At 59.2% G+C, this 23850-nt stretch carries 22 protein-coding genes and 3 pseudogenes; 5 read left to right on the top strand and 20 right to left on the bottom strand.

Features of this window, described 5'->3' with window-relative positions:
* Window positions 1–67: 67 nt before the first annotated feature.
* The 5 genes from SJY36_RS17295 to SJY36_RS17275 form a co-directional block, all read right to left on the bottom strand.
* Window positions 68–1045, bottom strand: a complete 978-nt coding sequence (locus SJY36_RS17295; RefSeq protein WP_386176720.1) for a TAXI family TRAP transporter solute-binding subunit — start codon at window positions 1043–1045, stop codon at window positions 68–70.
* A gap of 31 nt (window positions 1046–1076) precedes the next feature.
* Window positions 1077–2369 carry a CaiB/BaiF CoA transferase family protein gene (locus SJY36_RS17290; protein WP_386176719.1) on the bottom strand — a complete coding sequence of 431 codons (1293 nt, stop codon included), beginning with the start codon at window positions 2367–2369 and terminating at the stop codon, window positions 1077–1079.
* The gene (locus SJY36_RS17285) at window positions 2362–3075 is read right to left on the bottom strand and encodes a glutathione S-transferase family protein (protein WP_386176718.1); all 714 of its coding nucleotides are present in this window, start codon (window positions 3073–3075) and stop codon (window positions 2362–2364) included. Before SJY36_RS17285 ends, SJY36_RS17290 begins: the two co-directional genes overlap by 8 nt.
* Window positions 3076–3079: 4 nt before the next feature.
* A complete protein-coding gene (locus SJY36_RS17280; protein ID WP_386176717.1) occupies window positions 3080–3697 on the bottom strand; it encodes a DsbA family protein in 618 nt (205 codons plus the stop codon).
* 102 nt (window positions 3698–3799) lie between these two features.
* A complete protein-coding gene (locus SJY36_RS17275; RefSeq protein WP_386176716.1) occupies window positions 3800–4735 on the bottom strand; it encodes a LysR family transcriptional regulator in 936 nt (311 codons plus the stop codon).
* Between the two features lie 99 nt (window positions 4736–4834).
* Between SJY36_RS17275 and SJY36_RS17270 the strand changes: the two genes are divergently transcribed.
* The 3 genes and pseudogenes from SJY36_RS17270 to SJY36_RS17260 form a co-directional block, all read left to right on the top strand.
* Entirely contained in the window at window positions 4835–6040 is a 1206-nt protein-coding gene (locus SJY36_RS17270; RefSeq protein WP_386176715.1) for an acyl-CoA dehydrogenase, read from the top strand.
* A complete protein-coding gene (locus SJY36_RS17265) occupies window positions 6037–7227 on the top strand; it encodes a CaiB/BaiF CoA-transferase family protein (RefSeq protein WP_009573572.1) in 1191 nt (396 codons plus the stop codon). The genes SJY36_RS17270 and SJY36_RS17265 overlap by 4 nt, the downstream gene beginning before the upstream one ends.
* A gap of 62 nt (window positions 7228–7289) precedes the next feature.
* Window positions 7290–7511, top strand: a pseudogene (locus tag SJY36_RS17260) (IS3 family transposase); the annotation flags it as partial.
* Here SJY36_RS17260 and SJY36_RS17255 read toward each other — a convergent pair.
* The 12 genes and pseudogenes from SJY36_RS17255 to SJY36_RS17200 all read right to left on the bottom strand — a co-directional run bounded on the left by SJY36_RS17255 (window position 7436) and on the right by SJY36_RS17200 (window position 19367).
* Window positions 7436–8797, bottom strand: a pseudogene (locus SJY36_RS17255) (ISKra4 family transposase). The pseudogenes SJY36_RS17260 and SJY36_RS17255 overlap by 76 nt on opposite strands.
* A gap of 332 nt (window positions 8798–9129) precedes the next feature.
* A complete protein-coding gene (locus SJY36_RS17250) occupies window positions 9130–10119 on the bottom strand; it encodes an aldo/keto reductase (RefSeq protein ID WP_386176714.1) in 990 nt (329 codons plus the stop codon).
* A 72-nt stretch (window positions 10120–10191) separates the two neighbouring features.
* Complete coding sequence (locus SJY36_RS17245) at window positions 10192–11583, bottom strand: NAD-dependent succinate-semialdehyde dehydrogenase (RefSeq protein ID WP_386176713.1); 1392 nt, start codon at window positions 11581–11583, stop codon at window positions 10192–10194.
* 95 nt (window positions 11584–11678) lie between these two features.
* Entirely contained in the window at window positions 11679–12773 is a 1095-nt protein-coding gene (locus tag SJY36_RS17240) for an alkene reductase (protein WP_386176712.1), read from the bottom strand.
* Between the two features lie 189 nt (window positions 12774–12962).
* A complete protein-coding gene (locus SJY36_RS17235; protein WP_009573567.1) occupies window positions 12963–13949 on the bottom strand; it encodes an aldo/keto reductase in 987 nt (328 codons plus the stop codon).
* 11 nt (window positions 13950–13960) lie between these two features.
* Window positions 13961–14878: a glutathione S-transferase family protein gene (locus SJY36_RS17230; RefSeq protein WP_386176711.1), complete on the bottom strand. Its 918-nt coding sequence runs from the start codon at window positions 14876–14878 to the stop codon at window positions 13961–13963.
* Between the two features lie 10 nt (window positions 14879–14888).
* On the bottom strand, window positions 14889–15566 hold the full coding sequence (locus SJY36_RS17225) for a type 1 glutamine amidotransferase domain-containing protein (RefSeq protein WP_386176710.1): 678 nt from the start codon (window positions 15564–15566) through the stop codon (window positions 14889–14891).
* Between the two features lie 9 nt (window positions 15567–15575).
* On the bottom strand, window positions 15576–16613 hold the full coding sequence (locus SJY36_RS17220; RefSeq protein WP_282129179.1) for an NADP-dependent oxidoreductase: 1038 nt from the start codon (window positions 16611–16613) through the stop codon (window positions 15576–15578).
* Between the two features lie 12 nt (window positions 16614–16625).
* On the bottom strand, window positions 16626–17783 hold the full coding sequence (locus SJY36_RS17215) for an iron-containing alcohol dehydrogenase (RefSeq protein WP_282129178.1): 1158 nt from the start codon (window positions 17781–17783) through the stop codon (window positions 16626–16628).
* A gap of 4 nt (window positions 17784–17787) precedes the next feature.
* Window positions 17788–18204: an organic hydroperoxide resistance protein gene (locus tag SJY36_RS17210; RefSeq protein ID WP_282129177.1), complete on the bottom strand. Its 417-nt coding sequence runs from the start codon at window positions 18202–18204 to the stop codon at window positions 17788–17790.
* A 55-nt stretch (window positions 18205–18259) separates the two neighbouring features.
* Window positions 18260–18847 (bottom strand): TetR/AcrR family transcriptional regulator, encoded by a 588-nt coding sequence (locus SJY36_RS17205; protein WP_282129176.1) that lies wholly within the window; start codon window positions 18845–18847, stop codon window positions 18260–18262.
* 187 nt (window positions 18848–19034) lie between these two features.
* Complete coding sequence (locus SJY36_RS17200) at window positions 19035–19367, bottom strand: ArsR/SmtB family transcription factor (protein WP_386176709.1); 333 nt, start codon at window positions 19365–19367, stop codon at window positions 19035–19037.
* A gap of 87 nt (window positions 19368–19454) precedes the next feature.
* Between SJY36_RS17200 and SJY36_RS17195 the strand changes: the two genes are divergently transcribed.
* A complete protein-coding gene (locus tag SJY36_RS17195; RefSeq protein ID WP_386176708.1) occupies window positions 19455–20651 on the top strand; it encodes an MFS transporter in 1197 nt (398 codons plus the stop codon).
* A gap of 46 nt (window positions 20652–20697) precedes the next feature.
* On the opposite strand, the gene SJY36_RS17190 is transcribed toward SJY36_RS17195, so the two are convergent.
* Together SJY36_RS17190 and SJY36_RS17185 are read right to left on the bottom strand one after the other, a co-directional pair.
* Complete coding sequence (locus SJY36_RS17190) at window positions 20698–20985, bottom strand: hypothetical protein (protein WP_009573558.1); 288 nt, start codon at window positions 20983–20985, stop codon at window positions 20698–20700.
* 346 nt (window positions 20986–21331) lie between these two features.
* The gene (locus SJY36_RS17185; RefSeq protein ID WP_386176707.1) at window positions 21332–22360 is read right to left on the bottom strand and encodes an IS110 family transposase; all 1029 of its coding nucleotides are present in this window, start codon (window positions 22358–22360) and stop codon (window positions 21332–21334) included.
* A gap of 134 nt (window positions 22361–22494) precedes the next feature.
* Here SJY36_RS17185 and SJY36_RS17180 point away from each other — a divergent pair.
* Window positions 22495–22753, top strand: a pseudogene (locus SJY36_RS17180) (transposase); the annotation flags it as partial.
* Between the two features lie 38 nt (window positions 22754–22791).
* Here SJY36_RS17180 and SJY36_RS17175 read toward each other — a convergent pair.
* Window positions 22792–23772: a hypothetical protein gene (locus SJY36_RS17175; protein WP_386176750.1), complete on the bottom strand. Its 981-nt coding sequence runs from the start codon at window positions 23770–23772 to the stop codon at window positions 22792–22794.
* Between the last annotated feature and the right edge of the window lie 78 nt (window positions 23773–23850).

Raw genomic sequence — 23850 nt, 5'->3', positions numbered from 1 at the left:
CCATCCTCCCACAGGTATCCAAAGACTGCCCGCCCGCCCGTCACCCGACAGGCAGGCAGGCGCCGGCTCAGTCGCGCAACTCGGGGGGGATCACCTGACCCTGTTCCTCAAGGTAACGGACCGCCCCGGCGTGGAACGGCAGGAAACTGTTGTTCTTCCAGTTTCCGATCACGGTCTCACGCGATGCAGCATGGACCTGAAGCATCCGGTCGTTGTTGCCCAGAACCAGCTTGGTGATCTCGTAGGCCAGGCTTTCCGGCATGGACTTGTTGGCCACGGCGAAATTCCACATCGCGACTGAGTTGAGATCTTCGGTCTGGCTTGGATAGGTGCCGGCGGGAACCGTGAACTTCGCCACCGACGGGAATCCCGCAAGCACCTTTTCCTGCTCCTCCGACGTGAAGCCAAAGATGGTCACGTCCGCTTCCGCATCAAGCTGGCTGAACGACGACACCGGCAGCCCGGCGGCAAAGAAATAGGCATCGATCAGCCCGTCCTTGAGCTGGTCAGCCGCATCCGAACCGCTGGTGTAGGAGATCCTGGGCGCAACACCCAGAGCGTCAAAGATGCGCGGCCAATAGGTGCCCGGCGTGCCGCCGGCGGGGCCCACGCTGACCCGCCGACCGTCAAGATCCGCGATCGAACCGATGCCGCTGGATCTCAGCGCGACGGCATGAAACGCCGAGGTGTACATCGGGAACAGCGCGCGGATGTCCTTGTGTTCCAGACCCGGCGCCAGTTCGCTTTTCCCGGTCCAGGCTTCGTACATCGGGCCCATGGTCATCAGGCCGATGTCATGCTCTCCGGTCTGCACCAGCGTCACGTTCTGCACCGGGCCTCCGGTGATTTCGGCACTGACGTTCAGGCCCAGCTCTTCGGCGATCATCGCCCCCGTCCCGGCGCCGTAGCTGTAAAGCGTCCCGCCCTGGCTTGCCGTGCCGATGGTCAGGCTTGACGGCCATCCGTCGCGGTCCTGAGCCTGTGCACCGGCCGCAAGCAGCGCCGCCGCGGCCAAGGCGGCCGCGAACAATCCATTGAATTTCATGTTTTTTCCTCCCTTTTTTGTGGTTTTCCGTCTATCCCTGCGCGCGTTCCTCCTCGCGCAGGGCGGACGGTTCGGACTCCGCGATCAGCGGATCCCGGATCAGAACGCCGCTCTGGTACAGGGCGGCGATATCGCTCTCGGATTTGCCAAGAACGGTCTTCAGGACCTCTTCGTTATGTTCGCCCAGCAACGCAGCCGAAGGTGCCTGTTCCTGGGGCCAGGCCGAAAACCGCGCCGGCATTCCCGGGATCTTGAAGTCGCCGATGTGCCGGTCGTGGACGGTGCGAACCGTCCCGCGGGCGATGTGGTGCGGATGGTCCATCGCTTCGGCAAGCGTCAGGATCGGCGCGCAGGGGATGCGATATTTCATCAGATGTTCCACCGCCGCCTCGCGCGATGCGAACCCGGCAAGCCAGTCTTCGATCACATCCGCCAACGTGCGTTTGTTGTCGCGGCGTGCCTTTGGCGTGCCATAGCGCGCATCCGTCGCCAGATCCGGCAGTCCGATGGCATCGACGAATTGCGGCCACTGATACGGCATGACCATGATCGAGATTGCAGTGCCCCCCGGTGTGCGGAACACGCCGGTGGGACCGCCGTCGGGATGCATCGACCCCGACCGTTCCGGCAACACGGACGCCCCGGCCAGAGACACCTTGGGGATGTTAACCTCGTGCATGTGGAAATAGGTGTCGATCAGCGTGCTCTCGACATGCTGACCCTCGCCGGTGCGTTCGCGGTGCAGCAGGGCATAGCCCACGGCCATCGCCGCCGCCACGCCGGTCGCACTGTCACCGATGGCGATCGGCAGCTGCCCCGGCGCGCGGTCCGGTTCGCCGATCGACGCCGTGACCCCCGCATAGGCCGCACCCATGTAGTCAAACCCTGGCCGGTCCGACAGGATGCCCTCCTGCCCCGCAAGCGAGATCGAGCACATGACCAGCCCGGGATTGATCGCGCGCAGATCGTCCCACGCCAACCCCATGCGCGCCATCACACCGGGGCTGAAGTTTTCGACCAGCACGTCGCAGACCCGCACAAGGTCGAGCAGGATCGCCTTGCCCGCATCCGATTTCAAATCTAGGGCGACGCTTTTCTTTGAATGGTTGTGCTGAAAGTAATAGGTGCTGGCGCTAGACTTTCTCAGCGCCGCGTCCTGTGGCCGCATGCCCGACATCCGGCCGCGATCGCCGCCCGGCGCCATCTCGACCTTGATGACGTCGGCGCCCAATTCACCCATGATACGGGCACAGGTCGGACCGGCGACAAACTGCGACAGGTCCAGAACCCTGTAGCCGCTCAGCATGGCTTTGGCATCAGTCATGTTTGACGCTCCTGTCGAATTGCGACGTACCGAATAACGTTTCCCAGGCCTCGCCCTTGGGAACCTCGCGGTTGCGGTCCAGCCGGTCGCGCATCACCTCGACGGCCTTCTGGACGGCGGGACGTGCGCGCATGGCCGAATACCACCGCTGAAGGTTCGGGTGGTCGTCCAGCGACTGGCCTTGCCACTTGTGGGGGCGGATCCAGGGATAGGTCGCCATGTCGGCCAACGAATACGCACCGGCAAGGTATTCGGCCTCGCCCAGCCGGCGGTCCAGAACCCGGTACAGGCGCGTCGCCTCGTTGGTGTACCGGTCGATGGCATAGCGGACGTCGTCCCGGGCATAGCGGCGGAAATGGTGTGCCTGACCCAGCATCGGCCCGATCCCGGCCATCTGGAACATCAGCCACTGCGTGACGACCGCCCGCCCCCGCGGCCCCAGCCCCATGAATTTTCCGCCCGCCTTGTCCGCCAAATAAAGCATGATCGCCCCGGATTCAAAAAGCGTGATCGGGGCCCCGTCCGGCCCGTCCGGATCGACAATCGCGGGCACCTTGTTGTTCGGATTCACCGCCAGATAGTCTTTGGTCAGTTGTGCGCCCTTGCCGAGATGGACCGGCTTGACGGCATAGCTTTCGCCCAGCTCCTCCAACAGGATCGCCACCTTGTAACAGTTGGGCGTCGGCCAGAAATACAGGTCCAGCATGGCGTCAGGCCGTGGCCGCAACAGCGGATTTCTCAAGCCCAAGATCCCGCAGCCGGTGCCGCAACATGTCCAGCCGGTCGTGGCCCCAGAACTGCTCTCCGCGCAATATGAACATCGGAACGCCAAAGATGTGATCCTGTGACGCTTCCTCTTGGCAGGCCTCGTAGGCGTCTTTGCCCGGCCCGTCGTAGAACGCGCGGTAGTCCTCGGCGGACATGCCGAGTGAGGCGATCAGGTCAGCGGTTGCATCCACCTCGTCCGCCGCGAATTCCCGGCAGAAGAACAGCTCGAACGCCTTCAGCCCATAATCCATGTCGCGGCCCTGCAGTTGCGCAAACAGGCCGCCGATCAGCGCCGGGGTGGTATCAAAGATCTTGAGCGGACCGCGCAGCATGAGACCGCCGTCCATGTTGGCGCTGCGGCGGGCATCCATGTAGGAATACTTGACCTTGTATTCCGAATAAACGCTGCGCTGGCCCTTGCCCTTGATCCGCAACTGGAACGGGATCCACCGCGGATGGATGGCAAAGTCGTTTGCCAGTTCGTAAAATGGCTTGAATGCGAGGAATGCATACGGGCTTTTGAAGTCCGAATACATCTTGAGTTCTTCCAGTCCGGCCATGCCGCTCTCCCAGGTTTTGATCTGATACCGGGACGTTACAAAGCCGCGTGGAAATTCCCTATCTCTTATTGATACGTAAGTTTGATGCACAAAACGCAATAATCAGACCGGCTCATCATGGTGCCGCTCATCGTGCAGCCAGAACGACCGGATCGCGTCAAGAAGACCCAATGCGGCCGGTGATGGCGACCGATCCTCCAGCATGATGATGCCGAACCGCCGCCGGATGCGCGGACTGTGCAGCGGGCGATAGACGATACCTTCGTCCCGGCGGCCGATTGTCGTGCCGAACGGCACGATTGCCGGCCCGACCCCCTGAGAGACGAACTTCATCATCGTCGGGGATTGCGTCACGGTCACGGAATAGGTCAGCGAAATCTGCTGTATGGCCGCAGTCCCGTCGATGATCCGGCGCGTCTGTGCGTTCTGCGGCAGGCCCACCAAAGGCACATCGACAAGGTCGGTCAGCGCCACCTTTTGCAGCGCGGTCAGCGGGTGACCTTCGGGCAGCGCCAGATAAAAGAATTCTTCGCCCAGCGGCTCTGCCGTCAACCCGGGTGGAAGGTCATCGATGTAGGACAGACCGAAATCGGCGGCGCCGCCACGGACCTCCTCCAGCGCCTGCCCATGCACTCCTTCCCGCACATAGATTTCGATCGCCGGACGCGACAGCCGATACTCTGCGATGATCGCCGGAAGACGATTGTTGGCGATCGACATGATCGAGGACAGGATGACCTGCCCACGTTTTTCGTCGATCAGATCGCGCAGACTGCGGCTCGACAGCTTGAGATCGTTGAGGATGCGCTCTGCCATCGCGATGAATTCACGCCCGGCCTGCGTAACCTCCACGCTGCGTGTCGTTCGGTTGAACAGGGCAATCCCCAGAACATCCTCGATCCGCTGGATGGTGCGAGTCAGGGCGGGCTGGGAAATGCGCATATAGGCCGCCGCCGCGATGAAGCTGCGGTATTCGGCCACGGCCAGAACGGCCTGAATCTGCCGCGTGCTGAGATCAGGAATTTCAGGAAGAGCCATAAAGAACCCATGCAAGAAGTGGAACAATTAATTGCATCAATAACCTCTGGATAACAAGTCAGGCAACTCGTTAGGTGGCCAAAAGGGAGGCTCCGTTCCATGAAAAACGACACAAACACAGTCCGCGCCGCATTTGACTGGTCTGATCCACTTGCGCTGGACGATCAGCTGACGGGCGATGAACGGATGATCCGCGACAGCGCACGCGCCTATTGCAAGGACAAGCTTCTGCCCCGCGTGCGCCAGGCCTATCGCGAGGAACAGACCGATCCGGCGATCTTTTCCGAAATGGGCGATCTTGGTCTGCTGGGCATCACGGTGCCCGAAACGGACGGCGGTGTCGGCGCCAGCTACGTCGCCTACGGTCTTGCCGCCCGCGAGGTCGAACGGGTGGACAGCGGCTACCGATCGATGATGTCGGTGCAGTCATCGCTGGTGATCCACCCGATCCACGCCTACGGCAGCGCGGCACAAAAGGCCCGTCATCTGCCCGGTCTGATTTCGGGTGAAAAGATCGGGTGCTTTGGCCTGACAGAACCGGATGCCGGGTCGGATCCTGCCGGAATGCGGACCCGGGCATCGCCGCTGGCGGGCGGCGGCTACAGGCTGAACGGCACAAAAACCTGGATCAGCAACAGCCCGCTGGCAGATGTGTTTGTGGTCTGGGCCAAATCGGCGGCGCATGATGATGCGATACGCGGCTTTGTTCTGGAAAAGGGCATGAAGGGGCTCTCCGCACCAAAGATCGACGGCAAGCTGTCGCTGCGCGCCTCGACCACCGGGCAGATCGTGATGGCGGATGTCGAGGTTGGCGAAGACGCCTTGCTGCCCGGCGTATCGGGCATCAAAGGTCCGTTTGGCTGTCTCAACCGGGCGCGGTACGGTATCGCCTGGGGGGTGATGGGGGCCGCCGAGACCTGCTTTGACAAGGCCCGGACCTACACCCTGGACCGGCGGCAGTTCGGGCGGCCACTGGCGGCGACGCAACTGGTGCAGAAAAAGCTGGCCGACATGCAGACCGAAATCGTGCTCGGGCTGCAAACCGTGCTGCGCGCGGGGCGGCTTATGGACGACGGTCGGCTGCCCTCAGAGGTGATATCCCTGATCAAGCGAAACAACTGCGGCAAAGCGCTGGACATCGCGCGGGTCGCCCGCGACATGCACGGCGGCAACGGCATCTCGGAAGACTATGATGTCATGCGGATTGCCGCGAACCTTGAAACCGTGAACACCTACGAAGGCACGCACGACATTCATGCCCTGATCCTCGGGAGGGCGATCACCGGCATCGCAGCCTTCGCGTGAGCGACGCAACGCCGCTGGCCGGTCTGAGGGTGCTCGATCTTACACGGGTTCTGGCCGGGCCATGGGCGACCCAGCTTCTGGCAGATCTGGGCGCCGAGGTGATCAAGCTCGAACGCCCGGGGACCGGGGACGACACCCGCAGCTGGGGTCCACCCTTTGCCGCGCTGCCGGACGGCAGCCGGGGTGAAAGCGCCTATTTCCTCTCCGCCAATCGCGGCAAGAAATCGGTAGAAGCGGATCTGAGCACCAGCCGTGGCCGCGACCTTGCCCGGGATCTGGCCAGGCAAAGCGACATACTGATCGAGAATTTCCGCGTCGGCGGGACCAACCGGATGGGGCTGGATTATGACACGCTGTCGGCCGAAAACTCCGGGCTGATCTATTGTTCCATCACCGGGTTCGGTCAGACCGGCCCGCATCGCCACCGTCCGGGATACGACCTGCTGGTGCAGGCCATGGGCGGGCTGATGAGCGTCACCGGCGAAAGCGAAGGGCGCCCGATGAAGGCCGGTGTCGCTCTCGCGGATATCATGACGGGACTGTATGCAACCTCTGCCATCCTCGCCGCCGTGCACGAGCGGGCGCGCAGCGGGCGCGGCGACTACATCGATCTCAGCCTTCTGGATGTGCAGATCGCCACGCTGGCGAACCAGGCGCAGAACTACCTTGTCAGCGGCACAGCCCCGGGCAGATCCGGAAATGTACACCCCAACATCGCGCCCTATCAGGATTTCCAGACGGCCGACGGGGCGATGGTGGTGGCCGTGGGCAATGACAGCCAGTTTCAGAGACTTTGTGACGGGCTCGGGGCGCCGGACCTTGCCACAGATCCGCGCTTTGCCACCAACGCGCTGCGGGTGGGCAATCAGAAGGCGCTGGAGGATGCGCTTGCACCGGTGCTGAGAAACGGAACCACCAGAACCTGGTTGGCCATTCTCGACACACATGGCGTTCCGGCCGCGGCGATCAACGACATTGCAGCGGTGTTTTCGGACCCGCAGATAGAGGCGCGCGGACTGCTGACCGGCGGCGACGATAACCTGCCCCTGGTCGCCTGCCCAATCCGTTTTCGGCGCATGGCGCTTTCTGCCGCGATCCGACCGCCCAATCTCGGAGAACATAATGGCCTCTATCGGACGTCCGGGGTGGGTTCGGATATTCAACAGGAAAAGTTGCACCCGACTTGAAATCCAGAGGCCTGACAGTGCTAATAGATTGGTTCAGGTCGGCACATTGACGTCAATGCGCGGCCTTCTTCTCGTCGCTGAAGATCGAACGGGCAGCCCGCAAGGTCTACCGCACCCGTGACGCGGCACGCGCCGACGTGTTCGACTACATCGACCGCTTCTATAATCCAAGGCGACGGCATTCGAGGGAGTGGACAGAACATGGTGGTCATGCGGCGCGTTTTCTGTTTGCGACGGTCAGCCGACCATCGAGAACTGCGGCCCTTGTGACGGCTACTCGGTGAGCCCCTTTGGGCGACCACCGCATCCTTCTGCGCTTTCCCATTCAGGCATTGGCAATGTCATCGACTGACCCTTCGGCACGAGATGACGAGATGGGCTGCCCGTTACGGTACCGTCGGCCATAGTCGACAAGGGATTCCATGTTGTTCGCGAGATAGGTGTACAGTGTCTCGCAGCGGGCCTGCACACGAGCGGCAGCGGTGCGGACAGCCAGGGGCTCTTCCGCAAGGCGGGTGCAATCATACATGAGCCCTTTCAGATAAGTTTCCGCGACCCGTGCTCTGCCATGCCACAGCCACCAGCGGAGGCTTTTCGCGGGGCGCTGGAACAGCACCGGAATTCCAGTGAATCCCGGTATCTGGACCAGACCCTGAACGGCGGCCTCGACATGTCGAATGCGCATCGAGATGTGCCACCAGTCGAGGATATGCTTCACCTGGCCGTCGCCACCCATGGCATTCCGTATGAGGTTCGGGAGGGCAAGCTCGCCATCAGAGATTACCGTCAACAGACGGCCCGGCTTCCATCCAAAGTCTGACAGCTCTTCTCGCATCCGGCTGCCTGGCGATGCAGTCGCATTGGCGACCAAGCCAAATCGTCGGCACATATTGCGACTTTCAATCTTACCGACCACAAGATCCAGGTGTCGCTGCTGATACTCCGGTCGACAGCGGATATGCGCACCGTCCAGAAAAACCGTCAAACCACCTTTGGGCGGTGCTTCAACGGGATCGCCTGATGCCCTTCGATTTTTCTCGAGCGCAGTGGCTACTCTTCCCAACCGGTCACGCACCGTGGTGTGATGGGGCGGATGGCAGGGGAGGAAGCTTTTCATCAGCCGCGCGGCTTCGCGAAAGGAATGCCGGGACCCGAGTTCCGCATAGAGCCGCTGCAGCTCCGGGGTAGCCCGGTCAGGAAAGAAATAGGCCAGCGGAGAAATAGGTCCGCCGGGCATCGCCGCTGACCTGGCATCACAAGAACAGCGGCGCAAGCGCGCGGCTTTGACCCGAACCCGCCCAAAGAGCGTGTCGAGATCGCGCGTGCGATAGTCATGAATGGCACGAACCGAGGCGCAATCCGGGCATACGCGGCTTTCTCGGATGATTTCCTCAACCTGATCGCAAAGAATTGCCCGCTGAATCTGTTCGACAACCCTCTTCCCATCCTCAAGGCGCAACCCGATCCCGTCTGGACAGGTCACCCGGTAGGGTCGAGAAATGCCGTCAAGCTGATGAGTGCGCTTCTCCCCGTTGTCGAAGGTAGTTTCGATTGAAATCCGTACGTCCATGGCAGCCCCCCCCACGCAAAGAACTCACCTTAGCACGGGCCGCAACGACGAAGATGACCCCCATGTTTTGTCCACTCCCTCCAGCAGTAACGCTTGTTGAATGGCGGCGGTGGTTGCAAAGGGCTCTAGGCCTTATACCGAATGCCCCGGTATCACTTCACGCCCTCCCTGCTCCCACAGGAAGGGCAAAGTGGTCGAGTCTTGCTCTGCCCGCCTAAGGGCTATGTCGCCGCTGCCGTGGACTAATTTTGCACCGCCGCTTTCAATAAGATCCAGCATTGGAACTTGAAGCCGAAGAGTTGATCCCCGATAGGGCGTAGACACCGGTTACGTTACTTGTTGACGTGCTGCATGCCTTCAACGGTATAGCGCTCACCGTTGATTGTACCTTTCGGTGCAATTTGATCAAGGCCAGAGAGATCGTCTGCTGTCAACGACAACGCCGCCGCCGCAATGTTTTCGTCGACATAGCGTTCGGTGCGTGTGCCGGGAATTGGGATGACATGATCGCCCTGCGCCAGAACCCAGGCCAAAGCTAACTGCGCCGGGGTGCACCCCTTTGACTCTGCCAATGCAGTCAGGGTATCAACCATAGCCAAGTTCTTCTGCAAATTCGCGCGCTCGAATCGCGGCTGAGATGTCCGCCTGAAATCGTCGGCTGCCATGTCATCGACTGACCTGATCTTCCCTGTCAAAAAGCCCCGACCAAGCGGGCTGTAGGGAACAAAGGCGACGCCAAGCTCTTTGCAGGTCTCCAAGATGCCGTCTTCCGGGTCACGCGTCCACAGGGAGTATTCCGACTGCACTGCGGCAATCGGGTGGACGGCATGGGCGCGGCGCAGAGTCTCGGCTGAGACCTCACTAAGCCCCAAGCCGCGAACCTTGCCCTGCGTGACGAGATCAGCCATCGCACCCACGGTCTCCTCGACCGGCACGGCCGGGTTCAGGCGGTGGGCATAATAAAGGTCAATCACATCGATGCCTAAGCGTTTGAGAGACGCTTCATTGGCTTTGGCAATGTAGGCTGGGGTATTATCAATGCGGCGGTCCGCAAGCGGACCATCGCGCACAATGCCGAATTTGGTTGCGAGTGTGATTTGGTCTCGGTGGCGAGCGAGAAAGCTGTTGAGCAGTTCCTCGTTGTGGCCAAGACCATAAGTATCAGCAGTGTCGAAAAATGTTATACCTTTTTCGAGCGCATGCTCCAACGTCGCGAGCGATTGAGCTTTGTCGGAGGGCCCATAGAACTCGGACATTCCCATGCAGCCCAATCCAATAGCAGAAACGGCGCCCAGCCTGGCACCAAGATTGCGGAATTTCATAGCGGTGACCTTTCTTTATACTTTCAAGCTAATGCGCCAGCCCAACCACTGGTCGGATTGGCGCATTGTTCCCTAGAACGGGGCGTCGATATCAACCACTGAGATCAGCTTGTGGTTGACGAACTCCTTGATGCCGAGCCCGACCAGTTCGCGGCCGTAGCCCGAACGCCCGATGCCACCGAAAGGAAGGTCCGCCTTCGCCATGGTCGGGTGATTGACAAAGACCATGCCCGTAGAAATCTGTTTCGCAATCTCCGCGCCATGCTTCGGATCGGCCGTGAACACCGACCCGCCCAACCCGAATGGTGAATTGTTGGCAATGCGTACGGCGTCCGCCTCGTCCTTCGCGCGAAAAAGCATCGAAACCGGACCGAAAAACTCCCAATACCGAGCGGGGTTGTCTTCTGAAATATCGGTTAGGATGGTCGGCTGAACGAAAGCACCCGAATTGGGAACGCGCGGCCCGACTTCGGTTGCTGTGGCTCCGCAGGATACCGCCTGACGTATTTTGTCTTTGATCTCTTCTGCGGCGGCCTCGGAAGACAGGGGGGCCAAGGTTGTGGTTGGGTCCAGCGGATCACCAGCATTCAGCTTGGCGACACCCGCAGTGTAGCCTTCAAGAAACTGATCATAGACATCATCGACAATGATCATGCGCTTTGAAGACACACAGACCTGACCACCATTCCAGTGTCGGCCAAAGACTGCCCATTTTATGGTTTTCTCCATTTCCGCATCGGCCAACACCACAAAAGCATCCGCACCGCCAAGCTCAAGCGTCGATTTTTTCAAAGCCTTGCCAGCCTGCGAGGCGATGACCGAGCCAGCCCCTTCCGATCCGGTCAGCGCAACGCCATGAACGCGGGGATCGCCAATGATGGTTTCGATCTGAGACCGTGTTGCATAGAGGTTCTTGAACGCACCCTGAGGCAAACCAGCATCCAGCATCAGCTTTTCGAATGCGGCGGCGGCCTGCGGAACATTGGAGGCGTGTTTGAGCAACATGGTATTGCCTGCGGACAGCTGTGGTGCAGCGATACGGACCACCTGATAGAATGGGAAGTTCCAGGGCTCGATCGCGAGCAAGACCCCAAGCGGCTCCGCAGAAAGGACGGCGTCACCTTCATTGGGGTCGGCCACTGGCAGCTTTTCGGGAGCCAATAGCGCCTCGGCATTGTTTGCGTAATAGTCAAAGATGTCCGCTGACAGAGCAACTTCTGCTTTGGCTTCGGGCACAAGTTTGCCCATCTCAACAGTCAACAGATTGGCGAAAATATCGACATCACGCCGCAATATTTCAGCGGCATTGCGCATCACACGCGCGCGTTCTTCAAAGCTGGTTTCCTTCCACGATAGAAATGCAGCATGAGCAGTTTCAATCGCTTGATGAACTTCCGCGTCGGTTGCATCTGGAAAGGTTTCCAGAAGAGTACCAGTGTATGGATTTCGTGTTTCATAGGCCATGGTAGAACCCTTTTTGTTAGATCTGCTCACGGGAGGCAGAGGTTTCAGGACCGGCCATTGTCCAGTCCTGGATTGGTAAGTGTACGTTCCTGCGATCACTCATGTGGGAGAACAGGGTAATCGATGTATCCCTCGGCCCCGCCGCCATATGCGGTCGCGCCGTCAAGTGCGTTGAGGGGTGCGTTCTGCTGTAGCCGGGCCACCAGGTCCGGGTTGGCAATATAGGGACGACCAAAGGCGACTAGATCGGCGGCGTCACTGCGGCGCGCCGCAATTGCAAGGTCTCTGTCATAGCCATTGTTGTCGATGTAGATCCCGTTGAAACGCTGCCGCAAGATATTCAGATCAAATCCACCCTCGACGGCTCGTGCTCCGCCCGTCACACCTTCCACAACGTGGAGATAAGCCAGATCAATATCATTCAACTGATCGACAAGTGCGGTGAACACGGGTTCAGGATTGCTGTCCGTAAGGCCATTGGCCGTGCTGATCGGAGATATCCGAATCCCTGTGCGGCCATCATCGCAGATGGCCGCGACAGCTTTCGTGACCTCAAGTGTCAGCCGAATGCGGTTCTCGACCGACCCACCATAGGCATCGCTACGCTGGTTGGCCCCGTCACGCATGAACTGATCGAGTAAGTATCCGTTCGCGGCGTGAATCTCGACGCCATCAAACCCTGCGGCAAGAGCGTTGCGCGTCGCTTGCGCGTAATCTGCGACAATCCCCGGCAACTCCTCCAGAGCCAGCGCCCGCGGTGTGAGTGCTGGTTTCTTTCCATCCGGAGTGAACGCATCCACTTCAGGGCGAACAGCGGAGGGAGCGACAGGCAATATCCCACCGGCCTGCACATCCGGGTGGGACACCCTGCCGACATGCCACAGCTGAGCAAAGATGCGGCCACCCTTGTCATGCACACCGGCCGTGACGGGGCGCCAGCTTTCGATTTGCTCGTCGGTCCAGATCCCGGGAGTAAAGGCGTACCCTGTGGCCTGCGGCGAAATGTTCACGCCTTCACTGATGATCAGGCCTGCCGATGCGCGTTGGGCGTAATATTCCTGCATCATTGGGGTGGCGATGTTTTCGGGGGACCGCGCGCGGGTTAGGGGGGCCATTACGATGCGGTTTGACAGCGTATAAGGTCCGACAACGACGGGGGAAAAGAGGTCAGTTTCAGGGATGGTTGACATAATGACTCCTCGTCTCCTGACTGGCAGGAGAGTGAATTTGGGACAAAGGGGTGGGCCGGTTGCTTTGGGCGTGTCGGATGTGGCCAACGCCTGATCCGGTCGTTTTGGGGGCGAATTTGTGGCGGCGGCGCAGGGCTTAGGTCAAAGAGGCTGCGCCGCCGGTCGAGTTTGCAATGCAGGCTTTCCGATCTACAGATCGGTCATCTGCATCCCTTGTTCCGTGTAACGATCGCCAGCGGCAGCGCCGCGTGGGAACAAGGTGTCGAGGCGGGTGAGAATGTCCTCGGTTAGTGTGACATCGGCGGCCCCAATATTGTCTTCAAGATAGGCGCGCCGTTTGGTGCCCGGGATCGGAATAATATGATCGCCTTGGGCCAAGACCCATGCGAGCGCCAGTTGCGCAGGCGAGCATCCGGCGCTGTCGGCGATGGCACGGTATTGCTCCAGCAAGTTCAGATTCTGATCCAGATTTCCATCGGCAAAGCGCGGCTGGGTGTGCCGGAAATCATCATCAGCCAGGTCGCTTAGTGTGGTGACCTTGCCGGTCAGAAAGCCGCGCCCAAGCGGGCTGTAGGGTACAAAAGCCGTGCCCAATTCGGCGCATGTGGCCAGCATCTCTCCCTCTGGGTCGCGCGACCACAGCGAATACTCTGTCTGAACCGCCGCAACCGGATGCACCGCATTTGCCCGCCGCAAAGATTGTGCAGAGATTTCGCTTAACCCGATGCCTCTAATCTTACCTTCTTTGATAAGATCAGCCATCGCTCCAACCGTGTCCTCAATCGGGGTCACCCCATCAAGGCGATGCGCGTAATAAAGGTCGATCTGATCAATTCCCAGACGTGCCAATGAGGCCTCGACTGCCTGTTTCACATAGGCCGGGCTGGTGTCGATAAACCGCGAGGTCGGGTCTTGGGATCGGATGATGGCGAACTTGGTCGCCAGCGTGAGGTTGTCCCGGTTTTGCCGAACGAAATCCGACAACAAGGTTTCATTCGCGCCGTTGCCATAGATATCGGCGGTGTCGTAGAACGTGACGCCCAATTCAAGCGCACGGTCCAGCGTTTCATAGGATTGATCGCGGTCGGTTGGGCCGTAGAATTCGGACATGCCCATGCAGCCAAGTCCAATGGCTGATGTCGCGCCAAGTCCGGCGCCCAGATTACGCGTTTTCATGTGTTTTCTCCTTAAATTGAGGTGGTACGAAGCGGATAGCCGTGACGCGGGAAATGCACGGCAACCGTTCCCACCTGTGGCGTGTCCCGATGCAGAATGATGCGGGTGTCGTCGATATGGACCAGCGTACCGTCGATGACTTCCGTGCCAAATTCATCGACCAGAACCTGTACCGACGCGCCTATCGCGGGATGGGCAAGACCCGTTGCGGGAAGCGGGGCAGGGGTCGTCGAAACCGCGATTATGATCGCTTCAGCAGGCGCCAATTCGGTTCGTGTGCCGTGACCGAACTCCGCAATGCGCGCCATCCATGCCGACAATGCCGGGAACAGCGATAGACCGCTGCCGCTGGCGGTTGTGTCAGCTTTGGCAAAAAACCAAACCACATGATAGAGTGCCAGATCAGTCAGCGCGGGCGTGTCCCCGGCAAAGAAATCGGCACCGCCCAGCAGGTTCTCAAGCCAACCAAGCCCTGTTGTGATTTGGCCACGATGATATCCGACATCCGCTTTCAGGCCGTCCAGATCAATCTTGTGATCCCAAAACGCCTCGCGGTCGTGGATCAGGGCTGGGGGAACGGCATCGGCCCGCAGGCCCATGCTGTAACGAACCACTTGCCAGAACAAAATGCGGTCCGCCCAATTGTCGAGCAGCGGGGTCGCTGTGCCCGCAGTGTTCGGGGCAAGGGCGCGCGCCGGAAACCGCTGGTCAAGCTCGGCGGCGATCAGGGCGGAATCACAGTAGATATCCGCCCCGATCTGAAGCACTGGGGCCCGCCTGTAGCCACCCGTCAGGGTTAGCAGATCAGCCTTTGGCGCAATCGGAGGCACGATGACCGATGACCATGATAGCCCCTTGAAGCCCATCAAAGTTCTGATTCTTTCGGAATAGGGAGAGGCTTCATAGTGGTGCAGGATCAGGTCGGTCATCGCTTTTCTCCTACTTCAGCAGCCCGAGGATCTCTTGCGCGGCGGCGGCGGATGAGGCGGGGTTCTGGCCGGTGACCAGTTTTCCGTCACGCAGCACGAAGCTGACCCAATCCGCCCCTTTTTCATACTGGCCACCATTGGCCTTCAGCATGTCTTCCACCAAGAACGGCACAACATCGGTAAGGCCGACGGCCTCTTCTTCGGTGTTGGTAAAACCCGTCACCCGGCGGCCAGACACCAGCGGTTTGCCGTCCGCGCCTTGGGTGTGGCGGAACACGGCGGGGGCGTGGCAAACTGCGCCGACAGGCAAGTCGGCGGCGGCGAAGGCCTCGATCAGGCGTTTGCTGTCCGCATTTTCGGCCAGATCCCACAAGGGGCCGTGGCCGCCCGGATAGAAGATGGCGTCGAACCCGTCTTCGGTTACATCGGAAAGCTTCAGCGTCGTCGCAAGATGCTTTTGCGTCTCTGGATCGTCTTTGAACCGACGGGTGTCGTCGGTCTGTGCGTCAGCGTTGTCGCTGGACGGATCAATCGGCGGCTGTCCCCCTTTGGGCGAGGCCAGTATAATGTCTGCTCCGGCGTCCTTGAAGACGTAATAGGGGGCCGCAAACTCCTCCAGCCAGAAGCCGGTTTTCTTGCCTGTGTCCCCGAGTGTGTCGTGGGATGTCAGTACCATCAGAACTTTCATGTTATTTTCCTATTTTTTCTCGCCGACGCGGATCACGCGCTTGCCAAAGTTTTCGCCATTCAGCAGGCCAATGAAGGCTTCGGGTGCATTTTCCAAACCGTCGATGATCTCTTCGCGGTATTTGATTTGGCCGCTTTCGATCCACGCCCCCATGTCTTTGGCAAAATCCGGGTAGAGGTGGCCGAAGTCGTCAAAGATGATGAAGCCCTGCACCTTGATCTTTTTGCGCAGGATTTGACCCATAAGCCAATTCATCCGGTCCGGCCCTTCGGGCAAGTCAGTCGCATTATACTGAGAGATCAATCCGCAGACCGGCACCCGTGCGTTTGAATTCAACAGCGGGATGACCCCGTCGAGGACCTTGCCGCCGACATTTTCGAAATAGACATCGATGCCATCGGGACTGGCCTTGGCAAGCTGTTCGGCAAAGTCATCTGCCTTGTGATCGATACAGGCGTCAAAACCCAACTCATTGACCGCATAGGCGCATTTCTCTGGTCCGCCCGCGATGCCGACCACGCGGCAGCCAAGGATCTTGCCGATCTGGCCCACAGTGGCCCCGACAGGGCCGGTCGCGGCCGCCACGGCGATGGTCTCGCCAGGTTTTGGCGCGCCAATTTGCGTCAGACCCGCCCAAGCGGTAAAGCCGGGCATACCCATGATACCGAGCGCCCAAGACGGATGCGCGGGTGATTTGCCAAGGTTTGTCAACCCCGCGCCATCCGACAGGGCATAATCCTGCCAGCCATTGAAGCTGAGCACCCAGTCGCCCGGCGCAAAGCCATCAACCTGTGAGGTGACGACCTGAGCCACTGTGCCGCCCTCCATCACGCCATCAATTTCCACCGGCGCGGCGTAAGATGGCGCATCACTCATGCGCCCCCGCATATAAGGGTCCAGCGACAGATATTCGGTGCGCAGAAGCATCTGCCCAGCACCAGGGGAGGGGACGCCCCCTTCGACCAAGCGAAGCGTGTCCTTGGTCGGTTCGCCTTTGGGGCGTTCCGCCAACACAAGCTGGCGGTTTACTGTTTTGGTCTGTGTCATGTTCATCATCTCCTACAAGGCAGCTTCAAGGATGCGGCGCGCATCCTTGGGGGTGATGGCATTTTGTTCGCCAAGGGCGGTCATGCCGTGATCCTTCAAGGCGACGACGATGCGATCAATTTCAGGAGCAGCAATTGCGTAATCTCCGAGTCGGGTTTTGATGCCCATCTGTTCAAAGAACCCGCGTGTCGCCTCGATGACGGCATCAATCCGCGCATCATCAGATCCCTCGCGGATGTCCCAAACATTGGCAGCATATTGCAGCAGTTTCTCGCGTTTGGGGCCACGTTGGTCGTTCATCAGTGACGGCAACACGGCAGCCAGTGTGCGGGCGTGGTCGGTGTCATTGAGCGCGGTAATCTCATGTCCGATCATATGGCTTGCCCAGTCCTGCGGGACACCTGCGCCGATTAGGCCATTCAGGGCCAGCGTTGCCGTCCACATCAGGTTGGCGCGAACGTCATAGTCCTCCGGCGTCTCAAGGGCTTTGGGCCCAAGCTCGATCAGGGTGCGTAGCAGGGTTTCGGCAAAACCGTCCTGAACGTGCGCGGCGGATGGATAGGTCAGATATTGTTCGATGATGTGAACAAACGCGTCGGCCACGCCGTTCGCGATTTGACGGGGCGGCAGCGTGTAAGTGACCTCGGGGTCCAGCACCGAGACGACCGGGTAGCAATGCGGGCTACCAAACGGAAGCTTTGCGCCCTTTTCAGGGTTGGTGATCACAGCGCCAGAGTTCATCTCCGAACCGGTGGCGGGCAAGGTCAACACGGTGCCAAAGGGCAGCGCTTGCGTGATGACCGACCCGCGAGATGTCAGGATGTCCCAGGCGTCGCCATCATATTTGGCCGCCGCCGCGATAAATTTGGTGGCGTCAATAACGGAACCACCGCCGACAGCCAACAGGAATGTGATCCCTTCTTGGCCAATCACCTCGACAGCCTTCAGCGCAGTGGCGTAGCGCGGATTGGGCTCAATACCGCCAAATTCGACCAAGGTCCGGCCCGCAAGTGCCGCACGCACCTGACCAAGGACGCCTGTTTTCTCCGCGCTGCCTCCACCATAGAGGATCAGCACCTTTGCCTCAGCCGGAACCTGATCCTTTAGGTCCGCGATACGGCCCTTGCCAAACAGGATATGTGTCGGATTGCGAAAGTCAAAATTCTTCATGGGCTCAGTTTCCTTCAGTTTTAATGTGCAGGCGCACGTCGATGTTTCCGCGTGTGGCGTTGGAGTATGGGCAGACCTGGTGCGTCGCTTCGACAAGTCTTTCAGCATCCATGCGAGCCATGCCCGGCAGATGTGCGGTGATGTCGAGATCAAGTCCGTATCCGCCCTCGGCGCGTTGGCCGATGCCGACGTCGATCGTGGTTTTGGCTCCTGTGGCATCCAGTTTGAGTTGTTTTGCGGTCATTTCCATCGCGCTATCAAAACAGGCCGCATAGCCAAGCGCGAACAACTGCTCGGGGTTCACCCCCGCCTCGCCGCTGTCCGGGCGGACCATCTGGACTGAAAAGCTGCCGTCGTTGAGCACGGCGGTGCCCGAGCGTCCTCCGGTTGCCGTTGCAGTTGTTTTGTAGAAGATTTTCATGAGCTTCCTTTCGCGAATAGACTGGTCGTCTATTGGCATGATAAAATTTTTAGGGTTATGGCCTCGGAACGAGCACCTTTGTTGCGCCCATTGCGGAATTGAGCGGGGCTTCACTGTGCGAGAGGCTCGCGACGAGGCTGGCCCCAAGCCACATGTGATAGATCATTTCTGCCGTGGATCGGGCGTCTTCAAGCGCGGCGATCGTGCCATCGTCCGTTCCCTGTTCAAGGGTCTCCGTCAGCCGCGCGACGATTTCGGACACACTTTTCTGCAAGATATTGCTCATGTTCTCCGAGAGGTCAGCAACCTCTGCCGACAGTTTGACGACCAAGCACCGGTCTTCGAGGTTGGGGCTGATCTGTTTTTTCCGCCACTCTTCGAAATAGGTCAAGAATCGAGACCGTGCATCCATGCCCGGATGCGCAAGAGACGCGTTCAGGCGTGTACCATACTCCGTCATAAAATCGTTCAACAGCGCGCAGCCATAAGCTTCCTTGGAGGTGAAATAGTGATAGAATGACCCCTTCGGGACACCAGCCTCTTTCAAGAGCGCACTCAGACCGACACCTGTGTAGCCCTGCTTGGCCGTCAGGCGTCGTCCTGTGGTCAATATCTGTGAGCGGGTGTCGTTTTTCTGTTCCATGACCTCCGATATAACCCCATTAGACCGGTCGTCTAGGGCCGGCATTGCTTTTTTCAATCACAGGACTGTGAGCCGGTCTGAAAGTCAGGGTGGGACAAGCGACCGATCGGCATCTACGCCAGCGAGCACCTCTAGCCACCATGCCCATACAAACACACCACGAGACGCCATTCGGTTGGGCGCGCCCTTATTCTTCCGCGCTTAGGACAGCTTCCAGCAAACCAGGAAAGCGACGGTCAAGCGCATCTCTTCGCAGTGACAGCAAGCGACCTCGCCCCTTGGGGATATTCCGGATCACACCTGCTTCGCGCAACACTTTGAACAGGTGCGACTTGGTGGATTTCGCCACTTCCGGGTCCATTAAATTGCAGTTTGCCATTTCGACCGGGCCGTCGCGGAGCTGACGCACGATGTCCAACCGGCCCGGATCGCTGAGTGCGAACAAGACCTGCGTCAGTTGCAGCTCCTGTTCCTGCGGGTGCGCAAGATCGGGGCTGGCAGTGTCGGATAAGATACTCATGGTTCGAATATACTTGAACCTTCCGCAGAAAGAAACTAGAGAAAGGTTCGATAAACTTCGAACCCTCCTGAAGGACTGCATTCCAAAATGACCACGATTGTGATGTCACCCAAGGCTAGAGAGCGCGCTGGTTTCGCAATCGTGCTTACCGGAAGCGCTCTGATGATGGCGAGCGCGAGCGCGCCGTCCCCTTTTTATCCGCTCTTGCAGCAGCAACTTGGTTTTTCGTCTTTGGTCGTGTCGGAGATATTCGCAATCTACGCAATTGCCCTTCTTGCGACACTGTTAGTGGCCGGATCAATCTCGGATCATGTCGGGCGACGCCCTGTTCTGTCGATAGGGTTCGTGCTTCTCGCTGTTTCCGCCGCCGGATTCGAATTGTCAGGTTCTGTGTCTGCGTTGTTATTGGCTCGAGTAGTACAGGGCGTAGCATGCGGCCTTCTGTTGTCTACGCTGTCGGCTGCGATTACGGATCTTGAACCCCCTGAATTCAAGGGCATCGCGGCGATCTGTAATTCAGTCATCCCCCTCGTCGGGCTGGCCCTGGGGGCCTTGATATCCGGCTTCGCGATGGAGTACCTTACCGAGCCAAAATTTGATATATTCACCGGGATTGCCGTGGCCAGCCTGGTGCTGGCGCTGGCCACATGGGGCTTGCCCGAAACATCGCCACGGCATGAAGGCTTGTTGCAGGCGCTGAAGCCTCGCGTTGGCCTCCCGATCGAAGTCAGGGGCACCTTCTGGCGTGGCGCTCCGGCGCTATTCGCGGGCTGGGCCACAGGGGGGCTGTATCTGTCGCTTGGCGCGCTCATCATCTCACAGGTTTTTGGTATTCAAAATGTGATCGTCCAAGGGTTCGTGGTCGCACTGCTGGCTGGGGTTGGTGCGCTGGCTTGTTTTATTGCGCGCAACTACTCTGCTCGTGAGGTCATTTTGTTCGGCACCGCAGCGCTCGCAATGGGAACCCTCGCCACCTTGTTTGGAATTCAATACGAAAACTTAGTGCTCTACCTTAGTGCGCTCGCCGTTGTGGGGGCGGGTTTTGGCACCTGCTTTTATGGCTTCATCCGCTCGATTATTCCGCTGGTGCCCGAGGATGTCAGAGGGGAGACTTTCGCAGCGCTATTTTGTATCAGCTACCTGGCATTCGGTTTGCCGGTCGTGATAGCCGGGCTTTTGGTGCCATTGTTAGGGCTCAAAGTCGTTGTAATCAGTTACGGCAGTTTGATCGCTTCGCTGGCCGCGCTCGCAGGGCTGATGCGCAAATTCGGTCGAACCGACTAAGGACCGAACCTAAATTCAACACATTACCAATGTAAAATCAGGCGATTCAGGCTTTCAACCCGCTAAATGTCCCGGATGCAAAGAGACCGAATTTCACCGTTCCAGACATGGTGTCCCCGTCAAGTGTTCCTTGGAATTTCAGCTTCATCGGCATTGGACGCTCAACCTTTGTGGACCAAGCAATGGCTGCCGGACTAAGTTCCAAATCTTGCATTGGACCTTTTCCATTCTTACCAGCCATCTCTCCAACCGGAACACCGCCCTCATCACCTAAAGTCAGCGTCGCGTCAAATTCACCCGTTGGTGCTTTGATAGTGATATTCCAGTTTTCCATAAAATGGGTTCCTTGCTGGTGTTGCAGAGAATTGCATACTCTTCGTGGTCAGTCATACGACGAAAAGTATAGGCTTCTGTGGTTGCCGCCGTTTGTGCAAGAGGTTTTTTCCTTATGAACGTGTAATCGAGTGCGGTCTTCTGTCAGGCCATGATATGCGGCGCTTTCAAGATCCGCGGGCCGGTATGGCGATGCGCGGACCAGAAGCAAATCAACAGACCGAGCTCGGTGGCTCCTGCACAAATGCTGCTTTCTCTGACCCGGATCTGATCGATCCTTTGCCCTTACTGTTCAGTGACCTCCTCACACCCCCAACTTACCGGGACGTCGTGACGCGCAACCTTCGCTACGCCATCGCCGCCGCCGGATGCCGGTAATCCTCTTGTTTCGTCATCATGGCCCAGAGGCCACGTGCCATCTTGTTGGCCAGCGCAATCGCGGCGACCATGCGTGGCTTGCGGGTCAGCAGGCGCTTCAGCCAGCCATTGTTCGGGGTGTCGAACCGCTCGACAGCCTGAAGGACTGCCATGGCTCCAGAGACCAGGAGGGTGCGGATGTCGCGCTGCCCCATCTTCGAGGTCTTCCCAAGCCGGGCCTTGCCGCCGGTCGAGTGCTGCTTGGGCACGAGCCCAAGCCACGCGGCAAAATCGCGATCGCGTTTGAACGTGGCCAGGTCAGGTGCAAACGTCTCGATCGCAAGCGCCGTGAAAGGACCCACGCCCGGCATGGTTTGTGCGCGGCGGATCGAGTCCGCTTTTTTGGCGGCACATCTCATCTTCGCGTCGAGCTCTGCAACACGCGCATTCAACCCCTCGATCTGCTCCAGATACATCCGAGCAAGTTCCCGCACTTCGGTCAGCAGAGTCGTGTCAGTATCTGCGATTGCGTTCGCGAGCGTCTTGATATGGGCGGGCCCTCGGGCCGCGACTAGGCCGTGTTCGGCGAGATGGCCACGTAAAGCATTGATCATCTGGGTGCGTTGGCCAACGAACATCTGCCGCGTGCGAAACAGCATGGCGCGGGCCTGCTGATCTTCCGTCTTCACTGCGACAAAGCGCATGGTTGGACGCAATGCAGCCTCTACGATGGCCTCTGCATCGGCCACATCGTTCTTTTGACGTTTGACGAACGGCTTCACATAGATTGGCGGGATCAGGCGCACGTCGTGGCCCAACTTCTCAAATTCCCGACCCCAGCCATGCGCCGTTGCACAAGCCTCCATGGCGATCAGGCATTTAGGCTGCTGCGCCACGAACGCGAGAAACTGACCTCGTGAAAGCTTCTTACGAAACGCGACCGAACCGTCTTGGTGTGCACCGTGCAGCTGGAAAACACGCTTTGCCAAGTCGATACCGATGAGAGTAACTTCGGACATGGATGCTCCTTCCGTTTGTGATGGCTTTAACACTCACCACAATGGCACATTGCGATGCCGTCGGGAGGGGCATCCACGCCATCAACAGAGCCCCGTCGCGCGGCAAAGCTTGTGCGACGGGCTCACTGGTCTTTATCTTGCGCGGACGACAGTCTGGCCCGCTCGACGCATGGATCGACAACGCAATCGTCGAACATCATCCCGATCATGCGATTTGCTCGAACGCTCCACCGCGACATCAATGCCGTGCGCAATGCCATTGAACTACCTTGGAACAACGGCCAAGCCGAAGGGCAGGTCAATCGCCTGAAGACCCTCAAGCGCGCGATGTACGGTCGAACCGGTCCAGAGCTGCTCAGAGCTCGAATGCTTCTGCTCCGCCACACAGATTGAGGCTGAACCCCGATCTAGCAAGCCCGGAAAACCGAATTTCAATTGTCGAGAGACCACATTCGATAACGCCCCTGCCCAGTCACCTCACGGATCAAACCATGCATCTCCATCCACGCCAAATTGCGCTGAACGGCAGCACGACTGGCGTTTGAGAGGCTTTGGGCCATCGGTGCCGACACCAATGGCCACTCAGTGAAAATCCTTCGCAAAGCAACCGGCGTGCGGCCCGACAATTGCGCCATGAGGTTCTCTGCCCGCACGGTCCATTCCTCAATATTGTCCAAGTGACGCATTGCGGCTAGTGCAGCGCTGTCCATGCCTTCTAGCCAACGGGCCAACCGCTCCAACGGCACGCCAAAGGCGCGTAACCCCCCTGCCCCACCCATGGCCAGCGGCGCGAAGATGGCACCGCTTCCGTCGCTAGATGCGATCCTTGCCGCGGTGACGGCGGCTTCGATCTGGTCGCCGTATTGCCCAAGGCCTGCTAGGCTCCAGAGATGAAAGCCCATGCAAGCCCGCGTTATCGGGTGGAGATCGGCCGCCGCAGCCATTACATCCAGCCATCCGCCTGCGCGAGCTTCGAAGCGCTCGGCACTGTCCTCAATATTCTCGGGATCGCGGCGGTCTAGGAAGCCCGGTAACTCGACCTTCGGGCCGGGACCGCCTGTCAGGCGCCGAACAGCCCATCCAATCCGGGCTAGGGCATTTGGATCATCCTGCGCGCCTGAAAGGCGCATCGATAACCAGAGTGCCAGACGATCAGAGCTCACCCGATCACCTGCAAACCAACTGAGGTCTGCAGCCTCGATCAGGGCGAGCCGGTGCCGCCAGCCTTCCGGGCCGCGCAGCAACCGGTCATCCAGCGCACCTAACCGTCCAGCTACCTTTGCCAGCCGCGCAGCGTGAGCCCCCTCTGCCTTTGCCCAGTCGTTGATGACGCCCGTTTCAGTAGGTTCCGCCCGCGGCCCGGGAGGCAGGTAATCTGGTTCTTCTTCGATTGGTCCCGGCAGGAACCAGATGTCGCATTTTCTTCACCATTTCAGCACATGATTATTACGTGATTTCTGGAAGATACCGCGATATTGCACATCATTCTT

Source organism: Sulfitobacter sp. R86518 (assembly GCF_042466275.1).
Classification (GTDB): Bacteria; Pseudomonadota; Alphaproteobacteria; order Rhodobacterales; family Rhodobacteraceae; genus Sulfitobacter; species Sulfitobacter pontiacus.
This window is presented reverse-complemented; position numbering and strand designations above follow the sequence as displayed.

Excerpts from the sequence above, each read along its gene's own strand:
- SJY36_RS17205 (WP_282129176.1), bottom strand. The coding sequence starts at position 18,847 with ATGGAACAGAAAAACGACACCCGCTCACAGATATTGACCACAGGACGA.
- SJY36_RS17235 (WP_009573567.1), bottom strand. The coding sequence starts at position 13,949 with ATGAAAACGCGTAATCTGGGCGCCGGACTTGGCGCGACATCAGCCATT.
- SJY36_RS17245 (WP_386176713.1), bottom strand. The coding sequence starts at position 11,583 with ATGGCCTATGAAACACGAAATCCATACACTGGTACTCTTCTGGAAACC.
- SJY36_RS17280 (WP_386176717.1), bottom strand. The coding sequence starts at position 3,697 with ATGGCCGGACTGGAAGAACTCAAGATGTATTCGGACTTCAAAAGCCCG.
- SJY36_RS17225 (WP_386176710.1), bottom strand. The coding sequence starts at position 15,566 with ATGAAAGTTCTGATGGTACTGACATCCCACGACACACTCGGGGACACA.
- SJY36_RS17200 (WP_386176709.1), bottom strand. The coding sequence starts at position 19,367 with ATGAGTATCTTATCCGACACTGCCAGCCCCGATCTTGCGCACCCGCAG.
- SJY36_RS17295 (WP_386176720.1), bottom strand. The coding sequence starts at position 1,045 with ATGAAATTCAATGGATTGTTCGCGGCCGCCTTGGCCGCGGCGGCGCTG.
- SJY36_RS17190 (WP_009573558.1), bottom strand. The coding sequence starts at position 20,985 with ATGGAAAACTGGAATATCACTATCAAAGCACCAACGGGTGAATTTGAC.
- SJY36_RS17240 (WP_386176712.1), bottom strand. The coding sequence starts at position 12,773 with ATGTCAACCATCCCTGAAACTGACCTCTTTTCCCCCGTCGTTGTCGGA.
- SJY36_RS17290 (WP_386176719.1), bottom strand. The coding sequence starts at position 2,369 with ATGACTGATGCCAAAGCCATGCTGAGCGGCTACAGGGTTCTGGACCTG.
- SJY36_RS17230 (WP_386176711.1), bottom strand. The coding sequence starts at position 14,878 with ATGACCGACCTGATCCTGCACCACTATGAAGCCTCTCCCTATTCCGAA.
- SJY36_RS17210 (WP_282129177.1), bottom strand. The coding sequence starts at position 18,204 with ATGAAAATCTTCTACAAAACAACTGCAACGGCAACCGGAGGACGCTCG.
- SJY36_RS17250 (WP_386176714.1), bottom strand. The coding sequence starts at position 10,119 with ATGAAATTCCGCAATCTTGGTGCCAGGCTGGGCGCCGTTTCTGCTATT.
- SJY36_RS17275 (WP_386176716.1), bottom strand. The coding sequence starts at position 4,735 with ATGGCTCTTCCTGAAATTCCTGATCTCAGCACGCGGCAGATTCAGGCC.
- SJY36_RS17215 (WP_282129178.1), bottom strand. The coding sequence starts at position 17,783 with ATGAAGAATTTTGACTTTCGCAATCCGACACATATCCTGTTTGGCAAG.
- SJY36_RS17220 (WP_282129179.1), bottom strand. The coding sequence starts at position 16,613 with ATGACACAGACCAAAACAGTAAACCGCCAGCTTGTGTTGGCGGAACGC.
- SJY36_RS17195 (WP_386176708.1), top strand. The coding sequence starts at position 19,455 with ATGACCACGATTGTGATGTCACCCAAGGCTAGAGAGCGCGCTGGTTTC.
- SJY36_RS17270 (WP_386176715.1), top strand. The coding sequence starts at position 4,835 with ATGAAAAACGACACAAACACAGTCCGCGCCGCATTTGACTGGTCTGAT.
- SJY36_RS17185 (WP_386176707.1), bottom strand. The coding sequence starts at position 22,360 with ATGTCCGAAGTTACTCTCATCGGTATCGACTTGGCAAAGCGTGTTTTC.
- SJY36_RS17285 (WP_386176718.1), bottom strand. The coding sequence starts at position 3,075 with ATGCTGGACCTGTATTTCTGGCCGACGCCCAACTGTTACAAGGTGGCG.